Below are 20200 nucleotides of genomic sequence, written 5' to 3'. Positions count from 1 at the left end.
CTACTGCCGGGGCCTCACTTGCCGGTCCACACCGGCTTGCGCTTGCTCATGAAGGCGTCGATGCCTTCAGCGGCGTCCTCGCACATCATGTTGCAGGCCATCACCTCGGCGGCGTGCTGGTAGGCGGCGTCGAGCCCCATCTCCAGTTGGCTGTAGAACATCTGCTTGCCCATGGCGATGGCCGCCGGGGACTTGGCGCAGATGGACGCCGTCAGGCGAGCCACCTCCTCGTCCAGCGCCTCCAGCGGTACCACGCGGTTCACCAGGCCACGACGACGCGCCTCGGCGGCATCGATGAAATCGCCGGTCACCAGCATCTCGAAGGCTTCCTTGCGCCCCATGTTGCGGGACAGCCCCACGCTCGGAGTGGCACAGAACAGCCCTACATTGATGCCCGATACCGCAAAGCGCGCCACATCAGAGGCCACCGCCAGATCACACATGGAGACCAGCTGACACCCCGCCGCCGTAGCAATGCCGTGAATGCGCGCAACCACCGGCTGGGGCATGTTCACGATCTGCATCATCACCTTGCCGCACAGGCGGAACAGGGCCTGCTGGAAGGCCTTAGTGTAATTGCCACGCATCTCCTTGAGGTCATGGCCGGCACAGAAGGCCTTGCCGGCGCCGGCAAGCACGACCACCCGCACCGACGGATCGGCGGCAATCGCCTCCAGCTCGGCCAGCAGAGCCTCAAGCATGTCCCGGGACAAGGCATTGAACTGGCCCGGCCGGTTGAGGGTCAGGGTGCTCACACCATCGGCATCGACGCGCAGCAGCATGGGCTCGGTGTGGGTTTCGGGGACTGCGTTCATGGTGTTCTCCTCCAGTCGATGAAATGCCGGCAAGTACCTGCCGGTCGTAAAAAATCAGCTACCACAACGGATGCGCAGACTGCCTGCAACTCCGGGAGGGGCGGCATCGAGCCCCTCCAGCCAGCTACGTATATCACTCTTCAGCTGCAACGCGCCGGCCCGCAGAGCGATCACCCCCCCCGCCGCATCCGCCGTTGGCGCCTCATGATCGACAGCAAAGGCGCGAACCGCCAGAGGTTGCTCGGTACGGGGCGCCAGCAGAGTGACCCGGGCCTCAATCACGCCCCGACTGAGCTGAGGTGAATCGAAGCGTTGGGTGAATTCGTCCAGATCTACCCGCAGCCTGCAACCGCCTGCGGGGGTCGCAGGATCCCCGGCACGCAGGGCACGTTTGAGCACCAGCTCGACGAGCTGTGCCGGCTGCGCCGCCCAGCGGCTGTCCTTGAATGCCTGGCGGCGCGTCGACTGGGCATAGACCAGCCGATAGGCCATGACATTGGAAGCCAGCCAGGGGGCCGGCACCACTTCAACATTACGCAGGGGCAGGCCCACCGGTATCAGCGTGGCTGCCTCCAGGGGGCCGAAGTCATGCACGGCGACTCCCGCCGTCGATGGCGGCAAGGCAGTACATCCACCGAGGGCAGAGAGCAGCAGGAGCAGGAGCAAACGCGGCATGGGGAGATGGGACTCCGGTCGGTAAAGGCTCATCAAATCATCGCCCAGGCTCGCGGAAGCCCGCCTCACCAGGCCCCGGTTGCGGTCGGCCACGCCCGAGGATGAGCATCTGAGGCGAGGAGTCGATCTCGTCGAGGAGCTCGGACAGTTGCCGCGACGTGGCGGTCAGCTCCTGGAGCAGCACATTGAAACGCGGCAGCGTGCTGCCGGTCAGGCCTTCCCCCGCAGTACCGGCAAGGTTGTCGAAGCGTTCGCTTAGGGTCTGCAGACGGACCAGCAGCTTGCGCCCCTCGATCACCATCGGCGTCGCTTCGGCGCTTGCCCGCTCCAGGTTCTCGAGGGTGCGGTCCACCCGCGCGAGCTTGTCCTTGCTGAAGGCCTGGCGCACGGCAGCCAAAGTGCGCGGCGCCTCCTGAAGCGTCCGGTCCAGCCCTCGGCTGGCCGCCTCCAGATTGGCCAGGGTGTCATCCACCCGCTTGAGATTATCCGCCCGGGTCAGGGTCGCCAGTCTATCGGTCATGTCGCGCAGTTGCCGCAGAGTCTGAAGGGCGGTATCGGAAAACTCATCGATGAGGCTTGGCCCCAGGGGAATCCGCGGCGCTTGCCCACCCTCTCCGGTCAGCGGCTGGCTGACTGTGCCGGGGTCGTCCAGGGCGATAAAGGCCAGCCCGGTCACACCCTGGGTTGCCATCCGGGCCCGGGTTGCGGTGGTGACGGGCAGGTCGGCACGGATGCGCACCCTTACCAGCACCTGGCGGGGATCGTCCGGATCAAGGGAAATGCCCGCCACCTTCCCCGCCACGATGCCGCGATACCGAACCGTGGCCTGGGGGTTGAGACCATTTACGCTGCCGGCACTCACCAGCACCACATCGCGGGTGGTCTCGCGCTTGTCTGAAAACCACCACAGAGCCAACACCACCGCGGCACTCAGCAGGATGGCAAACAGCCCGGCGGCGATGGCGTGAGCGCGGTTCTCCATCAGCCGGCCCCCTGCCCGCGGGCCAGCGCTGCCTGGCTGCGGATGCCATGAAAAAAACGTTCGATAAAGGGATCCTGCACGTTCATGATGTCGTCAAGGGTACCAAAGGCGAGTATACGCCCGGCCGAAAGTACAGCCACCCGGGTGGCCAGGGCTGCGAGGGTGTCTAGATCATGGGTTACCAGGATCACCGTCAGGCCGAGTGCCTGATGAAGGGAGCGGATCAGGGCCACAAAGGCGGCGCTCAGGTCGGGGTCTAGGCCGGCGGTGGGTTCATCAAGGAGCAGGAGCTCCGGCTCCAAGGCCAGGGCACGGGCCAGCGCAACCCGCTTGACCATGCCCCCCGAAAGCTCCGCCGGCATGCGCCGGGCCACCTCGGGCTCAAGCTCCACCATCGCCAGCTTGAGCAGCACCAGATCCCGCAACAGGCCTTCGTCCACAACACCAAACTCGCGCAGGGGGAAGGCAATGTTGTCGAAGACGTTGAACGCCGAAAACAGCGCCCCATGTTGAAAGAGCATGCCGAAACGCCGACGGCGGGCCAACTGCATCTGCCGTGAGCCTGAAAACAGTGGCTCACCGAACACCCGCAACTCCCCCTCATCCGGGGTCAGCAGCCCCACCATCTGGCGCAGCAGGGTAGTCTTGCCACTGCCCGACCCCCCCACCAGGGCAACCACCTCTCCAGCCGGCACGGCCAGATCGATGCCTTTGTGAACCCACTGCCTGCCAAAGCGGGTGGACACACCCTTCAGCTCAACGGGAAAGGCGCTCATCGGTAAGGCAGCCCAAAGGAGCGGGTGGCAATGGCGAAAACCGCATCCACCAGGATCACCACGGTGATGGAGGCCACCACCGACGCCGTGGTATTGGCGGAAAGGCTCTCGGTATTGGGGCGCACCCGCAAGCCGAAATAGCAGGCCACCAGAGCGATCAGCAGGCCGAAGACCGCACCTTTTGACAGCCCGATGACCAGGTTGGCGGCGGGCACCGCGCGGGGCAGTGCATTGAGGAAAAAGTCGAAGCTGAGGTCAAGCTGCAGGTTGGCCGACACCATGCCCCCAAAAATCGCCACTGCTGAGCCCCACAGGGTCAGCAAGGGCATCGCCAGGGTCAGTGCCACGACCTTGGGCAGCACCAGGCGCACGTGGCGGGAGATACCCATGGCGGTCAGGGCATCGATCTCTTCGGTGACCCGCATCACCCCCAGTTGGGCAGTCATGGCCGAGCCCGAGCGCCCCGCCACCAACACCGAAACCAGCACCGGGCCAAGCTCGCGGATGATGCCCAGACCAAGGATGTTGACGATGAACACATCCGCCCCGAAAGCCCGCAGCTGCAAGGCCGACAGATAGGACATCACCACCCCGATGAGAAAGCCCACCAGGGCCGTTACCGGCATCGCCCTCACCCCGACCTTGTAGAAATTGGCTGAGATCTCACGCAGCGGCCAGCGCTCGCGCTGGCGCAGCAAGCCCCCCAGGCCGATCACGATATGCCCGACCAGAATCACAAAGCCGAGCACATGGCGGGCAATCGCATACACGCCCCGCCCCAGCTGGGCGGTACCATCGAGAAAGCGATAGCCGGGCTCAAGGGGCAGAGCGTCCGCCGGCAGTGCCTCGGCCCGTGCCAGCACTGGCTCCAGGGCCACCGGCAGATCAAGCTGCAACGGACGCCGTCGCCCCCAGCGCCGCCACAGCAACAAGGCCCCGAAGCTGTCCAGGCGGGTCACCCCGGCCAGGCTCCAGCCGGCATCAGATGGCGCCAAATCAAGCTGCTGCTGGATATCCGGGGGCAAAGGGCACAGCAAGCGCAGGGTCCAGTCGCCGGATAAGAGCACCTGCACACCGTCCCCGCCGGCATCGATCCGGATGGCCGGGAGCGGGCGGATGGACTGGGTCACCCGCCGGCCTCAGGTCGCCGCAGAGCTGCGCGCCGACGCGCGCTCTAGGCGCACCTTAAGTGGCAAGCCGATGGCTTGCCACTGGCGCTCCTCTTCTTCCAGGGCCGCAGCCGTGAGGGGCAGATTGCGCAACCACTCGGCATCGGCCACCACCACGTGGCCGCGCCCCTCCCGCTTCAGACGCAGCGGGGGCACTCCACGACCATCACGGGCCCGGTGCACCACCGCAGCCAGGCGCAAGCACAGGATAAGCCGCCACTCGGGGCTCTCCGGCTCCAGGGAGCCGACCCGCGACAGCTTGCCCCGATGGGCCAGCACCATGCGCGCCAGGCGCCCCTGATCCATCCGGGAAAAACCCGGCATGTCGGCATTGGCCAGAATGTAGGCACTGTGCTTGTGGTAGCTGGAATGCGCCACCGACACCCCGATCTCGTGGAGCTGGGCCGCCCACTCGAGAAAGCGCCGGTCCACGTTTTCCTCTTCCGCCGCAGCCGGATCGAGCTGCAGCAGGAAGGTCCGGGCGGTTTCCGCGACCTGGCGGGAATGCGCACCGTCCACGTCGTAGCGGGCCACGAAGGCCGCCACGGTGGCGTCCCGCAGATCATGGTGGTGGTAGCGGCCGAGCAGGTCGTAGAGCACACCGAGACGCAGCGCCCCTTCAGAGAAGGTCATGCGCTCCAGGCCGAACTCTTCGAACACCGACCACATGATGGCGAAGCCGCCCGTCAGCACAGGCAGCCGGTCAGGGCGCAAACCTTCAAGCTGCAGATTGTTCACATTACCGGCCTTGAGCATCAGGGCACGCAGCCGCTCCAGGCCGGTGCGGGTAATGCCCCCGTCAGACAGACCATTGAGTTCGAGAATGTCCACAAGGGCCTTCGCCGAACCACTCGACCCCACCGCCTCCTGCCAGCCGATCTCCCGATAGGCATGGGAGATGGTCTGGATCTCTTTCAGCGCCGCCAGCTCGGCATCGCGCAGGCCACGCTTGTCCACCCGCCCGTCGGGAAAGTGCCGCAGGGAGAAGCTGACGCACCCCATGTACAACGACTCCAGGGCGATCGGCTGGAAGCTCTTGCCGATGACGAACTCGGTGGAACCGCCACCGATGTCCACCACCAATTGCTGGCGGTGGGGGTTCGGCAGGGTGTGGGCAACGCCCACGTAAATCAGGCGAGCCTCCTCCCGACCAGCGATCACCTCAATGGGAAAGCCCAGGGCGGCCTCGGCCTGCACCAGGAAGTGAGCGGCGTTCTTGGCCACCCGCAGGGTATTGGTCGCAACTGCCCGAACGGCATCCGGGGAGTAGTCGCGCAGGCGCTCATTGAAGCAGCGCAAGGCGCTGATGCCCCGAAACTGGGACGCGGCATCGAGCATGCGATCAGGGGACAGCCCAGCAGCCAGGCGCACGGACTCCTTGATACCATCGAGGGGATAGATCTGGTCATTGACGATCCGCCCGACCTGCAGGCGGAAACTGTTGGAGCCAAGATCGATGGCAGCAATCAACTCACGGTTCATGAATCACACACGATATGCGCCAAGGGCGCCAAGGGCCAGAATTCTAGCACTGGCGCCCCTTGGGCCCACGGGAATCAGTCCCCGAGCCCCATCGTCATCTATCTGAAACACTAGCGTCACATACTTCGGCTCAACCCGGACGATCACTAGGACGACGCATGCCCCACCACCATTCCGACCGCCACTTCAGCACCGATCACTTCATCAACCGGGAGCTCTCCCTGCTGCAGTTCCAGCGCCGCGTGCTCGCCCAGGCGGCCGACACGTCGGTCCCGCTGCTGGAGCGGCTCCGCTTTCTTTGCATCGTATCGAGCAACCTTGATGAGTTTTTTGAAGTGCGCGTTGCCGGCGTCAAGGAACAGCAGCGTCTCGGCAGCCTCACCCTGACCACCGACGGGCTGACCCCGGCCGAACTGCAATCGCGGATCAGCCGCGAAGTCCATAGCCTCATCACCGATCAGTACAACCTGCTCAACAACACCATCCTCCCCGCCCTGGCCGCCGAAGGGATCGTCTTCCTGCGCCGCTCGGTATGGACCGACGCCCAGCACCTGTGGGCCCGGGAGTATTTCATCCGGGAGGTGATGCCGGTGCTCACCCCAATCGGGCTTGACCCGGCCCACCCCTTCCCCCGGGTGCTTAACAAGAGTCTCAATTTTGCCGTCGAACTGGAGGGTCGCGACGCCTTCGGGCGCAGCTCCGGCGCCGCCATCGTGCAGGCGCCCCGGGCCCTGCCCCGGGTTATCCGCCTGCCCAAGGAGCTGACCGGCGTCGATTACGGCTTCGTCTTCCTGTCGTCCCTGCTCCACGCCCACGTGGGCGAGCTCTTTGAAGGCATGAACGTGCTGGGCTGCTACCAGTTCCGGGTCACTCGCAACTCCGACATGTTTGTGGACGAGGAGGAGGTCAAGGATCTGCGCGTCACCCTCAAGGGCGAACTGCAGCAGCGCCACTACGGCGACGCCGTGCGTCTCGAGATTGCCGACAACTGCTCCGAGACCATGGCGAGCTTCCTGATGACCCAGTTCGAGCTGGGCCGGGACGATGTCTATCGGGTGCCCGGCATGGTCAACCCGGTGCGCCTCAACCAGGTACCCGACTGGGTCGAGCGCCCCGATCTCAAATATCGCTCCTTCCGCCCTGCCCGCCCCCGGGGGCTCGAGAAGCACGAAAACATCTTCCGTGCCATCCGCCGCCAGGACATCCTGCTGCACCACCCCTTCCAGAGCTTCGAGCCAGTCATCGAACTGCTCAAGGCCGCCGCCGACGACGCCGACGTGGTCGCCGTCAAGATGACGGTGTATCGCACCGGCACCGACTCCGTGCTGATGGAACACCTGGTCCGCGCCGCCCAGAAGGGCAAGGAAGTGACCGTGGTCCTCGAGCTGATGGCCCGCTTCGACGAAGAAGCCAACATCAGCTGGGCCGCCCGCCTCGAAGAAGTCGGCGCCCACGTGGTGTATGGCGTGTTCGGCTACAAGACCCACGCCAAGATGCTGCTGCTGGTGCGCCGCGAGGAAGGCACCCTGCGCCGCTACGCCCACCTGGGCACCGGCAACTACCACCCGCGGACCACCCGCTTCTACACCGACTTCGGCCTGCTCACGGCGAATGAAGAAATCGGCGCCGACGTGGCCGAGGTGTTCAAGCAGCTCACCGGACTCGGTCAGGCGGGCAAGATGCGTCACCTGTGGCAAGCGCCCTTCAGCCTGCAGCCCAACGTGGTGCAGGCCATCAAGGACGAAGCCGAGATCGCCCGGGCCGGGCGCAAGGGCCGCATCATCGTCAAGGTCAATGCCCTGCTCGAACCCGAGACCATCGAGGCCCTGTACGAAGCCTCCCAGGCCGGCGTCGAGATCGACGTGATCGCCCGCAGCGTGTGCGCCCTCAAGCCGGGCGTACCGGGGCTGTCCGACAACATCCGGGTACGCTCCATCGTCGGGCGTTTCCTTGAGCACCACCGCATCTTCTACTTCGGCGCAGATGGCGCCGAGAAACTCTACCTGTCCAGCGCCGACTGGATGGAGCGCAACTTCTTCAAGCGCATCGAGATCGCCTTCCCCATCCTCGACCCGAAAGTGAAACGGCGTGTAATGAAGGAAGGCCTGCGCCCCTACCTGGGCGACAACTGCCAGGCCTGGGAGCTGGGCAGCGACAACCAGTACCGGCGCAAGAACCCCCGCACCACACGGCGCTCGGCCCAGGAAATCCTGCTCAAGGAATTGTGCGGGGTGGCGACGGGCTGAACACTGGCCGATACCGGCCCGGCATGAGGGGCGCACTCACGGGAGCGGGATCACACCCCCGCCCTGTTGTAGAATCCGGGATCGCTCCATTCACTGATGGTCCTCCCCATGTTTCTGCCCCGCCGCCGACTGATTCTCGCCACCACCCTCAGCACCCTGGTCCTGGCCGCCTGCGGCGGCGGAGGCTCGTCCGCCCCCGCCCCGTCCAACGTCACGGTCGTGGGGGGTGACACCCAGGCCTTCATCAACTGGACCGCCGAAGCCGGCGTCGAGTACTGGCTGTGGTTCAAGGCAGGCACCACCGTGTCGCCGGGCGAGAAAACCGCCAGCTACCGCCTCAAGGTGTCGCCGCCCTATGTTCTCACCGGCCTCACCAACGGCACCGAATACGCCTTCTCCATCAACGCCCGCAAGAACGGCGGCGAAGGCGGCCCCGGCTCCACTCCGATCACCGCCCTGGTCGGCGCCGCCGGCACCGCCTGGCATGCGGGCAACGCCCTGGGCAGCGGTCAGACCCTGCGCGGCGTGACCTACGGCCTGTCGGCAAGCGGTGCCAGCACCTACGGCTATGTGGCCGTCGGCGACGGTGGCGCGCTGTTCCGTACCCCCGATACCGCCGAAGGGCGCAATTACATCTCCACCTCGCCCCTCACCTGGATCGCCCCCACCGGCACCCTGGTGAGCAGCAGCATCGATCTCAAGGGTGTGGTGTATGCCAGCAGCCTGGCCAAGTACGTGGCCGTGGGCAGCAACGGCAACGCCGCCTACAGCTCCGATGTGAACAACTGGACCACCGTGACCAGCGCCGGCACCGGCACCACCCAGACCCTCAACGCCGTAGCCACCAATGGCGGCACGGTGGTGGCGGTGGGTGACAACGGCGCCCTGCGCTATTCCAACGACGGCATCACCTGGAGCGCCACCACCGTCACCCCGGCGGTCACCGCCAACCTGCGCGGCGTGGCCTACTCCACCAAGGGCCTTTGGGTGGCCGTGGGCAGCGGCGGCACCGTGCTCACCAGCACCGACGCGGTCAACTGGACGGCCACCACCCAGACCGGCGACCTCACCGCTGTGGCTACGGTGGCCACCACCACCGATGGCGTCACCACCTACACCTTCGTCGCCGTGGGCGCCGACGGCACCGTGCTCACCAGCACCGACGGCAGCACCTGGAGCAGCACCGTGCTGAGCGCCTCCCTGTACACCGTCTCCGCCGCCAGCCGCCTGGTCGCCCTGGGCAGTAACGGCAACATCTTCACCCGCGAGCTCACCGGCACCACCTGGACCGCCCAGACCTCGCCCATCGCCGGCAGCACCCTGTACGGCCTGGTCAACGCCCAGAGCGTCTTCACCGCCGTGGGTGGCAGCAGCGCCAGCATCTACGCCTACTGACCCCCAGGCCAGGCTGCCCGCAGCCGGCCCCCGAGTGGAGCCGCCATGACCTGGCCGCTCCACTTTTCACTTTCGAGCCCTACCGATTCCACCGATCACGCCATGTCGTCCAGCCCGCACAACGCCCGCTTCCTCGACCGCTCCCTCGCCGCGGTGTGGCACCCCTGCACCCAGATGAAGCACCACGAGCAGCTCCCCCTCATCCCGATTTCCCGGGGTGAAGGCGCCTGGCTGTTCGACATGGACGGGCGACGCTACCTGGACGGCATCAGCTCCTGGTGGGTCAATCTCTTCGGCCACGCCAACCCGCGAATCGGCACCGCCCTCAAAGCCCAGCTCGACACCCTGGAGCATGTGATGCTCGCCGGTTTCACCCACGCGCCGGTGGTCGAGCTGTCGGAGCGCCTCGCCGCCCTCACCGGCCACCAGCTGGGCCACGCCTTCTATGCCTCCGACGGCGCCTCGGCCACCGAGATCGCCCTCAAGATGAGCGTCCACTACTGGCGCAACCTGGGTCGGCCGGGCAAGAACCGCTTCCTCAGCCTGGCAGGCAGCTACCACGGCGAGACCGTCGGCGCCCTGGCGGTCACCGACGTGGCCCTCTTTCGCGACGCCTACGCCGACCTGGTGCGGGGCGGCAGCTGCATCCCCAGCCCGGACGCGCGCCAGGCCGAGGCCGGCGAAAGCGCTGCAGATGTGGCCCGCCGCGCCGCCGCTGCCCTCGAAGCCCACCTCCAGGCCCACGCCGACGATACTGCCGCCCTCATCATCGAGCCCCTGGTGCAGGGTGCCTCCGGCATGGTCATGTACGACCCCGAATACCTGCGCCTCGCCCGCCTGCTGTGCGACCGCTATCAGGTACATCTCATCGCCGACGAGATCGCAGTGGGCTGTGGCCGCACGGGTACTTTCTTCGCCTGCGAGCAGGCCGGCATTTCGCCCGACTTCCTGCTCCTCTCCAAAGGCATCTCCGGCGGCTATCTGCCCTTGTCAATCGTTCTCACCACCGACCGCGTTTTTGAAGCTTTCTACGACGACGACACCACCCGGGGCTTCCTGCACTCCCATTCTTACACCGGCAACCCCCTGGCCTGCCGCGCCGCCCTGGCCACCCTCGACATCTTCACCCAGGACGACGTGATCGCAACCAACCGCCCCAAGGCTGCACGCCTCGGTGAAGCCTTCCAGGCTGCAGTGGGCAGCCACCCGCAGGTGCGCCATCTGCGCCAGCAGGGCATGATCCTGGCGTTCGATGTCGCCGATGCCCCCGCCGGCTTCTCCCGCCGCTTCTTTGCCGAAGCCCTGAACCGGGAGCTGCTGCTGCGCCCCATCGGCAACACGGTCTACACCATGCCGCCCTACATCCTCTCCGATGACGAGATCGACCTCCTCGCCAGCCGTTGCGCCGCCGCCCTGGAGGCCAGCCTTGGCTGAGCCCATCGACCCGCTGGACGCACTGCGCGCCGGCCTGGACGAACTCGGCACCACCGGCCTGCGCCGGCGCCGGCGCATCGTCACCACCCCCTGCCGGCCCGACACCCGCCTGGCCGACCGGGACAGCGCCGTGCTCGCCTTCTGCTCCAACGACTACCTGGGCCTCGCTGCCGAGCCAGCCATTGCCGACGCCATCCGCCGCGGCAGCGAACGCTGGGGCAGCGGCTCCGGCGCCTCACACCTGGTCAGCGGCCACTACGCTCCCCACGAAACCCTGGAGCAACGCCTCGCAGCCTTCACCGGCATGGACGACGCGCTCTATTTCTCCACCGGCTACATGGCCAACATCGGCGTCATGCCGGCCCTGGTCGGCCGGGGCGACGCCATCTTCGCCGACAAGCTCAACCACGCCTCCCTGGTGGATGGCGCCCTGCTCTCCCGCGCCGAGCTGATCCGCTACCCCCACTGCGACCTGCAGGCCCTGGCGGCCCGACTGGCCGCCTCCGACGCACCGCGCAAGCTCATCGTTACCGACGGCGTGTTCAGCATGGACGGCGACATCGCGCCCCTGCCGGAACTCCTGGCCCTGGCCGAAGCCCACCAGGCCTGGCTGTTGGTGGACGATGCCCACGGCTTCGGCGTGCTCGGCCCTCAAGGCCGTGGCTGCCTGGCCCATTTCGGCCTGGCCTCGCCGCGCCTGATCTACATGGGCACCCTGGGCAAGGCCGCCGGGGTGTCCGGCGCCTTCGTGGCCGGCCAGCGGGACGTGATCGACTGGCTGCTCAACAAGGCCCGTAGCTACATCTTCACTACCGGGGCGCCCCCCATGCTGGCCGAAGGTCTGCTCACCGCCCTAGACCTGATCGGGCAAGGTGATGAGCGACGCACCCATCTCAACGCCCTGATCGCCCGTTTCAAGGCCGGTCTGAAGCTGAAGCGCTGGCAGCTACTGCCCTCCGACACGCCCATACAGCCTCTGGTCATCGGTGACAACCACGAAGCCCTGGCCATCTCCCGGGCGCTCGACAGCGAAGGCCTGTGGGTGCCGGCAATCCGCCCGCCTACCGTACCAAAGGGCTCGGCGCGGCTGCGCATCGTACTGTCGGCCGCCCACAGCACGGCGCAGGTCGATCGCCTCGTGGACACCCTCACGCGCCTGGAAACCTTACAAGCATGACCAGCCCCATCATTCTCCTGCATGGCTGGGGGCTGTCATCGGCAGTCTGGGGGCCGTTGCAAGCCGCCTTCGACCCCGATCTGAACATACGCGCCATTGATTTGCCCGGCCATGGCAGTGCCTCCCGCGTAGGCCCGCAGCTGGAAGACTGGTCCAAGGCCGTGCTCAAGCAGCTGCCCGAACACGGCATCCTCGTCGGCTGGTCCCTTGGCGCCCAGCTGGCCATGCAGATCGCCCACGATCATCCCACACGCGTCGACCGGCTAGTCCTCATCAGCGCAACGCCACGCTTCGTGCAGGCCGACGACTGGCCTACCGGCATGCCAGCCACCACCCTGGACGACTTCCGGCTCAGTTTCGATGCCGACCCGGCAGGCACCCAGCGCCGCTTCATCGCCCTGCAGGGGCTCGGCGACACGCGCCGGCGCACCGTGCTCAATGCGCTGGGCAGCGCGACAACGCCAGCGGATGAAGCCCACAGGGCGGCCCTTGCCGACGGCCTGGGTTTGCTCGAAAGCACCGACCTCCGCCGTCTCGTGCCGGAGATCCGTCAGCCCGTCCGCCTGCTCCACGGCGGCGGCGACACCCTGATGCCCGGCGGCGCCGCCGAATGGCTGGCCGACACTTTGCCCGATGGGCGCCTGAGCACCTTCGCCGATAGCGGCCACGCGCCCTTCCTCTCCCGCCCCCTGGACTGCGCCAACCTGATCGAGGGCTTCGCCCATGACTGACGCACCGGCCTCCAAACGCGCTGTTCGCGCCGCCTTCGACAAGGCCGCCGACGCCTACGACGCCGTCGCCGCCGTCCAGCGCAAGGCCTGCGACCGTCTGCTGGCCATGATCTCGGCCCAGGCATTCGAGCCCCAACGCATTGTCGACGCCGGCTGCGGCACTGGCTACGCCCTCGCCGGCCTGCACCGGCGTTTTCCCGGCGCCGAGCTGATCGCCCTCGACTTTGCCCCGGCCATGCTGCGCCGTCAGCCCCCCGGCCTGGCCCTGCCCCTGTGCGCCGATCTCGAACGGCTGCCCCTGGCCGAGGCCAGTGTGGACGCCCTGTGGTCCAGCTATGCGCTGCAGTGGTGCCACCCGCGCCGCGCCCTGCCCGAACTGGCGCGCAGCCTGCGCCCCGGCGGCCAGCTGTGGATCGCCACCCTCGGCCCCGGCACCCTGCATGAACTGCGCGACGCCTTCCGGTTGGTGGATCAGCACGAGCACGTGCTGCCTTTCCAGGCCCCGGAAGTGCTGGAAGACGCCGCCGAAGACGCCGGGCTGCGCGTCCTGGCCAGCGAGCGGGACACCCTCCAGGCCTGGGCCCCCGATCTGCGTGGCCTGCTCGCCGACATCAAGACCCTCGGCGCCCACCAGACCGGCGCACCACGCCGCCCTCCTTTAGGCAGGACGGGGTGGAACAAGCTGGTCAAGGCCTACGAGATGCACCGTACCCCGGCCGGGCTGCCAGCCTCGTATGACACCCTCTGGCTCCTCGCGGAAAAGACATGAACACCACCCACCGGCCCCTTCCCAATCAAGCCCGCAGCGCAGTGCGCGGCACGGAGGTACTTCAATGAGCGCCTACTTCATCACCGGCACCGACACCGAGATCGGCAAGACCTTTGTTACCTGCACCCTCCTCCATGCGGCTCGGGCCCGGGGCCTGAAAGCCGTGGGCATGAAGCCTATCGCCGCGGGTGCCGAAATGATTGCGGGTGAGTTTCTCAACGAAGACGCAGCCCGTCTGCGAGCGGCAGGCAGTTTCGACCCCGGCCTCGCCCTGCTCAACCCCTACTGCCTGGCCAGCCCGATCGCCCCGCACATCGCAGCGGCCGAGGAAGGCGTGCACATCGACCCCCAACGCATTCTGATAGCTTTTGCCGAACTCACCCGGCAGGCCGACGTGGTGCTGGTGGAAGGGGTGGGCGGTTTTCGTGTGCCGCTGATCGCCGGCTACGACACCGCCGATCTGGCCTGTGACCTCGCCCTACCGGTGATCCTGGTGGTAGGCATGCGCCTGGGTTGCATCAACCATGCGCTGCTCACCGCCGAAGCCATCCAGAACCGCGGCCTGCGGCTGGCCGGCTGGATCGCCAACCAGGTCGACCCGGCCATGTTGCGCTTTCAGGAGAATCTGGACGCCCTGCGCCTGCGCATGGAAGCCCCCCTGCTCGGCGTCGTGACCTTTCAGGCCGACGGTGAAGCCGCGCAGGCTGCGGCCAGCGTCAGCCTACCGGCCTGAGCGCCGCTGGCGCAGCTGCTCGAACAGGCACACCCCGGCGGCCACGCCCACGTTCAGGGATTCCATGCCCCCCGGCATCGGAATCAGCACCCGCCGGGTAGCGAGGGCCGCCACGGCCCCCGACAGCCCCTGTCCCTCCGAACCGAACAGCCAGGCCACCGGCCCCTGCAAATCGAGCTCGTAGAGATCGACGGCATCACGCAGATCGGCAGCCAGGATCGCCCCCGCAAAGCCGGCCAGCGCAGCTGCAACATCACAGCCCTCCCACAGGCGCAGCCCGAAATGGGCACCCATCGCCGCCCGCAAGACCCGCGGCGACCAGGCCTGGGCGCACCCCGGCGTCAGCAGCACGTCCCCCACGCCAACAGCCGCTGCCGTGCGCAAGATGGTGCCAAGGTTGCCCGGATCCTGAACGCCGTCGAGAACCACGCAGGTTTCCGCGAGGAGAGGCCCATCCGGCATCGCCGGGACAGCAATCCGGGCCAGCACCCCGGCGGGCGAGTCCACAGGGCTGATGTGGGCAAAAAGCCGCTCCGGAACTTCGATCAAGGAATCCGGCGCACAGCGCTGCAACAACGAGGCGATCTCCGGCTGCGCCCTGCCGCTGTCGCTCACTACCACCTGCAGCAGCGCGAAACCACGCGCCAGCGCTACCTCCACGAGATGGGCACCGTCGAGCAGCGTCTCCCCTGCCCTGCGCCGGTCCCTGGCCGAGGTGGCCAGAGCATGCAGGTGCTTGATCAGCGGATTATCGCGGGAGGTGATCAGCTTCACGATCAATAAGCCAGGCCGAGGGTGGCCAAGGCCACGGTGAACGCCCCCAGGGCCAGGTTGAAGGTGACCCGCTGACGGATAAGATTGAGGGCCTGCGCGCCCTGGGCCCAGCTTTCGGTGGCAACAGCCTGATGCAGGGCTCGCCACGGGCCAAACCAGATGCTGGCGAAAATGCCGGCCATCAGCAGGCCGATGGCTGCCATGACATGCCACGAGCGGGGCGCCTGGGCAAAACCGATTTCGAGCAACATCGCAAACCCCGACACCACGATGACGGCGATGGCCACCCACACGATGCGGAAAAACCGCCCCAGCACGGCGGCCCACAAACCGAGACGCTGGGCCGGCGGCAAGGCGAGGGCCGCCGGACGCAGGCAAAAATGCGCAAAAGCCATCCCCCCTACCCAGATCACGACACCGGCCAGATGGCTGAACAGCAGAAAATGATGAAGTTTCACAGGCGGTCCTCGTCGGTCCACAGAGGCGGATTGGCCAGGATGGCGTGCACTGGCGCGAAACTGCGCCGGTAAATAGCACACACCCCGTGGGCCTTCAGCGCGGCAAGGTGTGCCGGCGTCGGATAGCCTTTGTGACCGGCCAGCCCGTACTGGGGGTATTGCTTGTCCAGGGCCACCAGCAGCGCATCCCGCGCGGTTTTGGCGAGGATGGATGCGGCCGATATCTCCGGCACCAGCGCATCGCCCTTGACGATGGCCTCACAGGGCATGGGCAGATGGGGGCAGCGGTTGCCATCCACAGCCACCCGGTCCGGCACCGTCTTCAGCCCCGCCACCGCCCGCTGCATGGCCAGCATGGAGGCGTGCAGGATGTTGAGGCGATCTATCTCCTCGACACTGGCCTCGGCAATGCACCAGGCCAGCGCCTTTTCCCGGATCTCCAGAGCCAGCGCTTCACGGCGCTTTTCGGAGAGTTTCTTGGAATCGGCCAAGCCGTCGATGGGCCGCGCAGGATCAAGGATGACCGCGGCAGCGACAACCGGCCCACACAGGGGGCCACGCCCGGCTTCGTCGACACCACAGAGCAGTCTTGCATCCTCAGCCACAGACTCCTCCAGCGCACCGGTTCGGATTTAGCCTCGCGGGCGCGGCCTTCACCGTCCGCGCCCCTGCAGATAGGGAAGAATGGCGGCAGCAGCCCGGGCCGCTGTGTCCTGGCGCAATTGCAGGTGCATGTCGGTGAAGCAGCGGGTCAGCTCCGCCACCTTATCCTTGTCGGTCAGCCACCCATCGAGTGCTTCGGAAAGTGCCTGCGGCGTTGCTGCATCCTGGAGGATCTCTGGCACCACCTCGCGCCCGGCCAGCACGTTGGGCAAACCGACCCAAGGCAAGTAGGCCATCCGGCGCATCAGGCGGAAGGACCATTTGCCCATCTTGTAGGTGATCACCATCGGTCGCTTGAGTAAGGCTGCCTCTAGGGTTGCCGTGCCACTGGCCACCAGCACGGCGTCAGCAGCGATCATCGCATCGACCGCGTGGCCGAACAGGATGCGGATGGGCAAGTCGATGTTGGCGTGGCGACGCAGAGCCTCTTCGAAAAGCAGGCGGGTCTCCCGCGTGGCCAGGGGAACCAGGAAGCGGGCCTCCGGGTGACGTTCGCAGAGCGCGGCAGCAGTGGCGATGTAGGTATCGGCGAGGTTGCGCACCTCCGACTGGCGGCTGCCGGGCAACAGGGCAAACACCGGGACGCCATCGGGGATCTGCAGCATCTCCCGGGCAGCAGCGCGATCCGGTACCAACGGAAAGACGTCAGCCAGCGGATGCCCCACGTAGCTCACCGGTACCCCAGCAGCCTGGTACAAGGGCGGCTCGAAGGGGAACAGGCACAGCATGTGGCTGACGGAACGGGCGATACCCTTGAGGCGCCCCTTGCGCCAGGCCCAAATGGATGGCCCGACGAAGTGGATAGCCGGGATGTGCCGGTCCTTGAGGCGTTTCTCAAGCCACAGACTGAAGTCCGGCGCATCCACGCCGATGAAAGCTGCCGGCGGATCCGCCAGCAGGCGCCTCAGCAGGCTGCGACGGATACCCGACAGCTCCCGGTAGTTCTTCAGCGCATCCACATAACCGTGAACAGCCAGCTTCTCGGCCGGCCACAGGGCCTTGAACCCCTCGGCCTGCATCTTCGGACCACCAATGCCGAAGAACTCGGCGTCCGGCAGGTGGCGCTTGAGCGCCCGGATCAGGTGGCTGGCGAGGAGGTCACTGGACGCCTCGCCCGCCACCATGGCGATGCGCAAACCCATGGACTAACGGACAATGCCACGACCGGAGTCGGCAATGAAGTCGGAGAACTGCCGAAGTTCCGGGACATCAGCGGCGGCTGCCGCAATCTGCTGACGCGCCTCGTCGAGGGTCAGGCCATTGCGATAGAGCGTCTTGTAGGCACGTTTGATGGCGGCGATGCCTTCGCTGGAAAAACCACGCCGCTTGAGCCCCTCACTGTTGATGCCATGGGGCGAGGCCGGATTGCCCGAAACCGTGACGAAGGGCGGCAGATCCTGCAGCAACACGGTGCCGACGCCACAGAAGCTGTGGGCACCAACGCGCACAAACTGGTGCACACCGGTAAAGCCGCCCAGAATCGCCCAGTCGCCCACGGACACATGCCCAGCCAAGGTGGCGTTGTTGGCGAAGATGGTGTTGCTGCCCACCATGCAGTCATGGGCCACATGCACGTAGGCCATGATCCAGTTGTCATTGCCGACACGGGTCAGACCGCCGTCCTGAACAGTGCCGGTGCTGAAGCTGCAGAACTCGCGAATGGTGTTCCGATCACCGATCTCGAGACGGGTCGGTTCATCGGCATACTTCTTGTCCTGGGGCTCGGAACCGATGGAACAGAACTGGAAGATGCGATTATCGCGACCGATCCGGGTATGGCCCTCGATGACCACATGGGGGCCTACCGTCGTGCCGTCAGCAATCTCGACGTGCTCGCCGATAACCGAAAACGGGCCGACCTGCACGTCTGCCGCAAGGCGCGCCCCCGGATGGACAATTGCAGTCGGATGAATCGCCATCACTTGATCGCGCACATGAATTCAGCTTCGGTTGCCACCTCGCCAGCGACGCGGGCAACCCCCTTGAATTTCCAGATGTTGCGAATGGTACGAACAATCTCGACCTCAAGCATCAACTGGTCACCAGGCACCACCGGGCGCTTGAAGCGCACATTATCCACCGAGGCAAAGTACACCATCGCATCCTTGTCCGGAACCGTGCCCTCGGTCTTGAAGGCCAGCACGGCCGCAGCCTGGGCCAGCGACTCGATGATCAGAACGCCCGGCATGACCGGATTATGGGGAAAATGGCCGGGGAAGAAGGGCTCGTTGATGGTGACGTTCTTGAGGCCCACAGCGCGCTTGCCAAGCTCCATCTCGACTATCCGATCCACCAGGAGGAAGGGGTAACGATGCGGGATGTACTGCTTGATTTCGTTGATGTCGATGATTTCGCTCATGATTTCTTTTCCATATCAGCGAGCTTCTTCTCCAGCTCACGCACCCGGTTGGCCATCGCATCAAGGCGACGCACGTGGGCAAAATTGCGAATCCAGTCCGCATGAGGCATCTGCGGCAGCATCGCGGTATACACCCCGGGCTTGTCCACCGACTTGGAAATGATGGTCCCCGCCGACACCACCACGTCATCGCAGACCTGGAGATGACCGGAGATCCCGGCCTGGCCGCCCACCATCACCCGAGCGCCGATATGAGTGCTGCCGGCAACGCCCGAATGCCCGGCCATGATGCTGTCGTCGCCGATACTGACGTTGTGAGCAACCTGGATCAGGTTGTCGAGCTTGACGCCGTTGCCGATTACCGTATCCCCGAGAGCGCCCCGGTCAATGGTGGTATTGGCGCCGATCTCCACATCATCACCAATCAGCACTCTGCCGATCTGGGGAATCTTGACCCAGTGACGATCCGCATCCCGGGCAAAGCCGAAACCATCCGAACCAATGACCACCCCGGAATGGAGAATGGCCCGTTCGCCTACCACGCAATCGAAATTCAGCACAACGCCCGCGTGCAACAGGCTGTCGGCCCCGATGTGCACACCGTCGCCAATCAGGCAACCCGGCCCAATCACGCAGTTCTCGCCGATCACGCAGTTCTCGCCAATCACCGCATTTGCGCCGACGGAGACGGAGGGCGGCAATGCCGACGCTACCGAAGCACGCGGATGAATCCCCGCTGGAGCGCGTCGCGCCGGATTGAAGAACTGGGCCGCTCGGGCGAAGTAAAGATACGGGTCCGGCGTGACGATACGCGGCCTGTCGGTCAACTCCACGGCCTTCGGGGCCAGGATGAAGGCTGCGGCCCGACTGGTTTCAAGGGCCTGGCGATACTTGGGGTTGGCGAGAAAGGCGAGATCTCCCTCACCCGCCTTTTCGAGTGTGGCAATCTGCCTGACCACCACATCCGGGTCGCCCAGCAGTTCGCCTCCGAGCCTGCCGACGAGGGCACCAAGAGAGACTTCCATAAAGGCTGGGGCCTACTTCGCTTCGCTCAGGGCCTTGATCACCTTGTCGGTGATATCGATGCGCGGGCTGGCGTAAACGGCTTCCTGGAAGATGATGTCGTACTTATCGGCCTCGGCGATCTGCTTGATCGTCTTGTTGGCGCGCTCAAGCACCCCCGCCAGTTCCTCGTTACGGCGCTGGTTCAGGTCTTCCCGGAACTCACGCTGCTTGCGCTGGAACTCCCGGTTGAGGTCGTTGAACTCACGCTCCTTGTTGCGGCGCTCACCCTCTCCCATGGTCATGGTGTTCTTCTCGAGCGCTTCCTGCATGCCCTGCAATTGCTTGGCGATGCGCTGGAGATCTTGGTCACGTTTCTCGAACTCCTTCTCGAGCTTTTGCTGCGCCTTCTTGGCAGGCGTAGCTTCCTTCATGACTCGATCGGAATTGACAAAGCCGACCTTCACCTCGGCAACAGCCGTCTGCGCAAACGCGGCCAGCAGCACTGCTGCCAGCGTGGAAATGCCAATACCCTTCACTCAAACCTCCATCTGCTTGCA

21 protein-coding genes are annotated in these 20200 nt (G+C 65.8%); 7 read left to right on the top strand and 14 right to left on the bottom strand.

Annotated elements, in window-relative coordinates:
• Nucleotides 1–14: 14 nt before the first annotated feature.
• Genes PHI64_RS01470 through ppx form a run of 6 tightly spaced genes read right to left on the bottom strand, consistent with a single transcriptional unit; the run spans nt 15 to nt 5899 of the window.
• Complete coding sequence (locus PHI64_RS01470; protein ID WP_299877470.1) at nt 15–815, bottom strand: enoyl-CoA hydratase; 801 nt, start codon at nt 813–815, stop codon at nt 15–17.
• A gap of 54 nt (nt 816–869) precedes the next feature.
• Nucleotides 870–1490 (bottom strand): ABC-type transport auxiliary lipoprotein family protein, encoded by a 621-nt coding sequence (locus PHI64_RS01465; RefSeq protein WP_299877467.1) that lies wholly within the window; start codon nt 1488–1490, stop codon nt 870–872.
• Nucleotides 1491–1527: 37 nt separating this feature from the next.
• Nucleotides 1528–2472: an MlaD family protein gene (locus PHI64_RS01460; RefSeq protein WP_299877464.1), complete on the bottom strand. Its 945-nt coding sequence runs from the start codon at nt 2470–2472 to the stop codon at nt 1528–1530.
• Entirely contained in the window at nt 2472–3248 is a 777-nt protein-coding gene (locus PHI64_RS01455; RefSeq protein WP_299877460.1) for an ATP-binding cassette domain-containing protein, read from the bottom strand. The genes PHI64_RS01460 and PHI64_RS01455 overlap by 1 nt, the downstream gene beginning before the upstream one ends.
• Nucleotides 3245–4366 carry an ABC transporter permease gene (locus PHI64_RS01450; protein ID WP_299877861.1) on the bottom strand — a complete coding sequence of 374 codons (1122 nt, stop codon included), beginning with the start codon at nt 4364–4366 and terminating at the stop codon, nt 3245–3247. The genes PHI64_RS01455 and PHI64_RS01450 overlap by 4 nt, the downstream gene beginning before the upstream one ends.
• Before the next feature lie 21 nt (nt 4367–4387).
• Nucleotides 4388–5899: an exopolyphosphatase gene (ppx, locus tag PHI64_RS01445; RefSeq protein ID WP_299877457.1), complete on the bottom strand. Its 1512-nt coding sequence runs from the start codon at nt 5897–5899 to the stop codon at nt 4388–4390.
• A 158-nt stretch (nt 5900–6057) separates the two neighbouring features.
• On the opposite strand from ppx, the gene ppk1 reads away from it, so the two are divergent.
• The 7 genes from ppk1 to bioD all read left to right on the top strand — a co-directional run bounded on the left by ppk1 (nt 6058) and on the right by bioD (nt 14384).
• Complete coding sequence (gene ppk1 / locus PHI64_RS01440) at nt 6058–8145, top strand: polyphosphate kinase 1 (RefSeq protein WP_299877454.1); 2088 nt, start codon at nt 6058–6060, stop codon at nt 8143–8145.
• A 108-nt stretch (nt 8146–8253) separates the two neighbouring features.
• Nucleotides 8254–9540, top strand: coding sequence for a fibronectin type III domain-containing protein (locus PHI64_RS01435; protein ID WP_299877451.1), 1287 nt, complete (start codon nt 8254–8256; stop codon nt 9538–9540).
• A 102-nt stretch (nt 9541–9642) separates the two neighbouring features.
• Nucleotides 9643–10974 (top strand): adenosylmethionine--8-amino-7-oxononanoate transaminase, encoded by a 1332-nt coding sequence (gene bioA / locus PHI64_RS01430; RefSeq protein WP_299877858.1) that lies wholly within the window; start codon nt 9643–9645, stop codon nt 10972–10974.
• Nucleotides 10975–11032: 58 nt separating this feature from the next.
• Nucleotides 11033–12151: an 8-amino-7-oxononanoate synthase gene (bioF, locus tag PHI64_RS01425; protein ID WP_299877855.1), complete on the top strand. Its 1119-nt coding sequence runs from the start codon at nt 11033–11035 to the stop codon at nt 12149–12151.
• Nucleotides 12148–12882, top strand: coding sequence for an alpha/beta fold hydrolase (locus tag PHI64_RS01420; protein WP_299877449.1), 735 nt, complete (start codon nt 12148–12150; stop codon nt 12880–12882). Before bioF ends, PHI64_RS01420 begins: the two co-directional genes overlap by 4 nt.
• Nucleotides 12875–13651 (top strand): malonyl-ACP O-methyltransferase BioC, encoded by a 777-nt coding sequence (bioC, locus tag PHI64_RS01415; protein WP_299877447.1) that lies wholly within the window; start codon nt 12875–12877, stop codon nt 13649–13651. The genes PHI64_RS01420 and bioC overlap by 8 nt, the downstream gene beginning before the upstream one ends.
• Before the next feature lie 64 nt (nt 13652–13715).
• Nucleotides 13716–14384 (top strand): dethiobiotin synthase, encoded by a 669-nt coding sequence (gene bioD, locus PHI64_RS01410; RefSeq protein ID WP_299877444.1) that lies wholly within the window; start codon nt 13716–13718, stop codon nt 14382–14384.
• On the opposite strand, the gene PHI64_RS01405 is transcribed toward bioD, so the two are convergent.
• From PHI64_RS01405 to PHI64_RS01370, 8 genes are read right to left on the bottom strand one after another with little or no spacing between them, the layout of a single operon-like run.
• On the bottom strand, nt 14373–15158 hold the full coding sequence (locus tag PHI64_RS01405; protein WP_299877441.1) for an RNA methyltransferase: 786 nt from the start codon (nt 15156–15158) through the stop codon (nt 14373–14375). The genes bioD and PHI64_RS01405 overlap by 12 nt on opposite strands.
• Nucleotides 15159–15160: 2 nt before the next feature.
• A complete protein-coding gene (locus PHI64_RS01400) occupies nt 15161–15616 on the bottom strand; it encodes a CopD family protein (RefSeq protein ID WP_299877438.1) in 456 nt (151 codons plus the stop codon).
• A complete protein-coding gene (rnhB, locus tag PHI64_RS01395; protein ID WP_299877436.1) occupies nt 15613–16221 on the bottom strand; it encodes a ribonuclease HII in 609 nt (202 codons plus the stop codon). The genes PHI64_RS01400 and rnhB overlap by 4 nt, the downstream gene beginning before the upstream one ends.
• 48 nt (nt 16222–16269) lie before the next feature.
• Complete coding sequence (gene lpxB / locus PHI64_RS01390; RefSeq protein WP_299877433.1) at nt 16270–17421, bottom strand: lipid-A-disaccharide synthase; 1152 nt, start codon at nt 17419–17421, stop codon at nt 16270–16272.
• Nucleotides 17422–17424: 3 nt separating this feature from the next.
• Nucleotides 17425–18201: an acyl-ACP--UDP-N-acetylglucosamine O-acyltransferase gene (gene lpxA, locus PHI64_RS01385; RefSeq protein WP_366945112.1), complete on the bottom strand. Its 777-nt coding sequence runs from the start codon at nt 18199–18201 to the stop codon at nt 17425–17427.
• Complete coding sequence (fabZ, locus tag PHI64_RS01380) at nt 18198–18629, bottom strand: 3-hydroxyacyl-ACP dehydratase FabZ (protein WP_366945111.1); 432 nt, start codon at nt 18627–18629, stop codon at nt 18198–18200. Before fabZ ends, lpxA begins: the two co-directional genes overlap by 4 nt.
• Nucleotides 18630–18634: 5 nt before the next feature.
• A complete protein-coding gene (gene lpxD / locus PHI64_RS01375; protein WP_299877427.1) occupies nt 18635–19663 on the bottom strand; it encodes a UDP-3-O-(3-hydroxymyristoyl)glucosamine N-acyltransferase in 1029 nt (342 codons plus the stop codon).
• Nucleotides 19664–19675: 12 nt separating this feature from the next.
• A complete protein-coding gene (locus tag PHI64_RS01370) occupies nt 19676–20170 on the bottom strand; it encodes an OmpH family outer membrane protein (RefSeq protein WP_296572139.1) in 495 nt (164 codons plus the stop codon).
• Nucleotides 20171–20200: the final 30 nt, after the last annotated feature.

It is taken from the genome of Zoogloea sp. (assembly GCF_028689785.1).
Classification (GTDB): domain Bacteria; phylum Pseudomonadota; class Gammaproteobacteria; order Burkholderiales; family Rhodocyclaceae; genus Zoogloea.
The sequence above is the reverse complement of the archived record's forward strand: the minus strand, read 5'-3'. Positions and strand labels throughout refer to the sequence as shown.

What these genes read in the sequence shown, in the direction of transcription:
- PHI64_RS01470 (WP_299877470.1), bottom strand. Translation starts at nt 815, where the DNA reads ATGAACGCAGTCCCCGAAACCCACACCGAGCCCATGCTGCTGCGCGTC.
- PHI64_RS01465 (WP_299877467.1), bottom strand. Translation starts at nt 1,490, where the DNA reads ATGCCGCGTTTGCTCCTGCTCCTGCTGCTCTCTGCCCTCGGTGGATGT.
- PHI64_RS01460 (WP_299877464.1), bottom strand. Translation starts at nt 2,472, where the DNA reads ATGGAGAACCGCGCTCACGCCATCGCCGCCGGGCTGTTTGCCATCCTG.
- PHI64_RS01455 (WP_299877460.1), bottom strand. Translation starts at nt 3,248, where the DNA reads ATGAGCGCCTTTCCCGTTGAGCTGAAGGGTGTGTCCACCCGCTTTGGC.
- ppx (WP_299877457.1), bottom strand. Translation starts at nt 5,899, where the DNA reads ATGAACCGTGAGTTGATTGCTGCCATCGATCTTGGCTCCAACAGTTTC.
- ppk1 (WP_299877454.1), top strand. Translation starts at nt 6,058, where the DNA reads ATGCCCCACCACCATTCCGACCGCCACTTCAGCACCGATCACTTCATC.
- PHI64_RS01435 (WP_299877451.1), top strand. Translation starts at nt 8,254, where the DNA reads ATGTTTCTGCCCCGCCGCCGACTGATTCTCGCCACCACCCTCAGCACC.
- bioA (WP_299877858.1), top strand. Translation starts at nt 9,643, where the DNA reads ATGTCGTCCAGCCCGCACAACGCCCGCTTCCTCGACCGCTCCCTCGCC.
- PHI64_RS01420 (WP_299877449.1), top strand. Translation starts at nt 12,148, where the DNA reads ATGACCAGCCCCATCATTCTCCTGCATGGCTGGGGGCTGTCATCGGCA.
- bioC (WP_299877447.1), top strand. Translation starts at nt 12,875, where the DNA reads ATGACTGACGCACCGGCCTCCAAACGCGCTGTTCGCGCCGCCTTCGAC.
- bioD (WP_299877444.1), top strand. Translation starts at nt 13,716, where the DNA reads ATGAGCGCCTACTTCATCACCGGCACCGACACCGAGATCGGCAAGACC.
- lpxB (WP_299877433.1), bottom strand. Translation starts at nt 17,421, where the DNA reads ATGGGTTTGCGCATCGCCATGGTGGCGGGCGAGGCGTCCAGTGACCTC.
- lpxD (WP_299877427.1), bottom strand. Translation starts at nt 19,663, where the DNA reads ATGGAAGTCTCTCTTGGTGCCCTCGTCGGCAGGCTCGGAGGCGAACTG.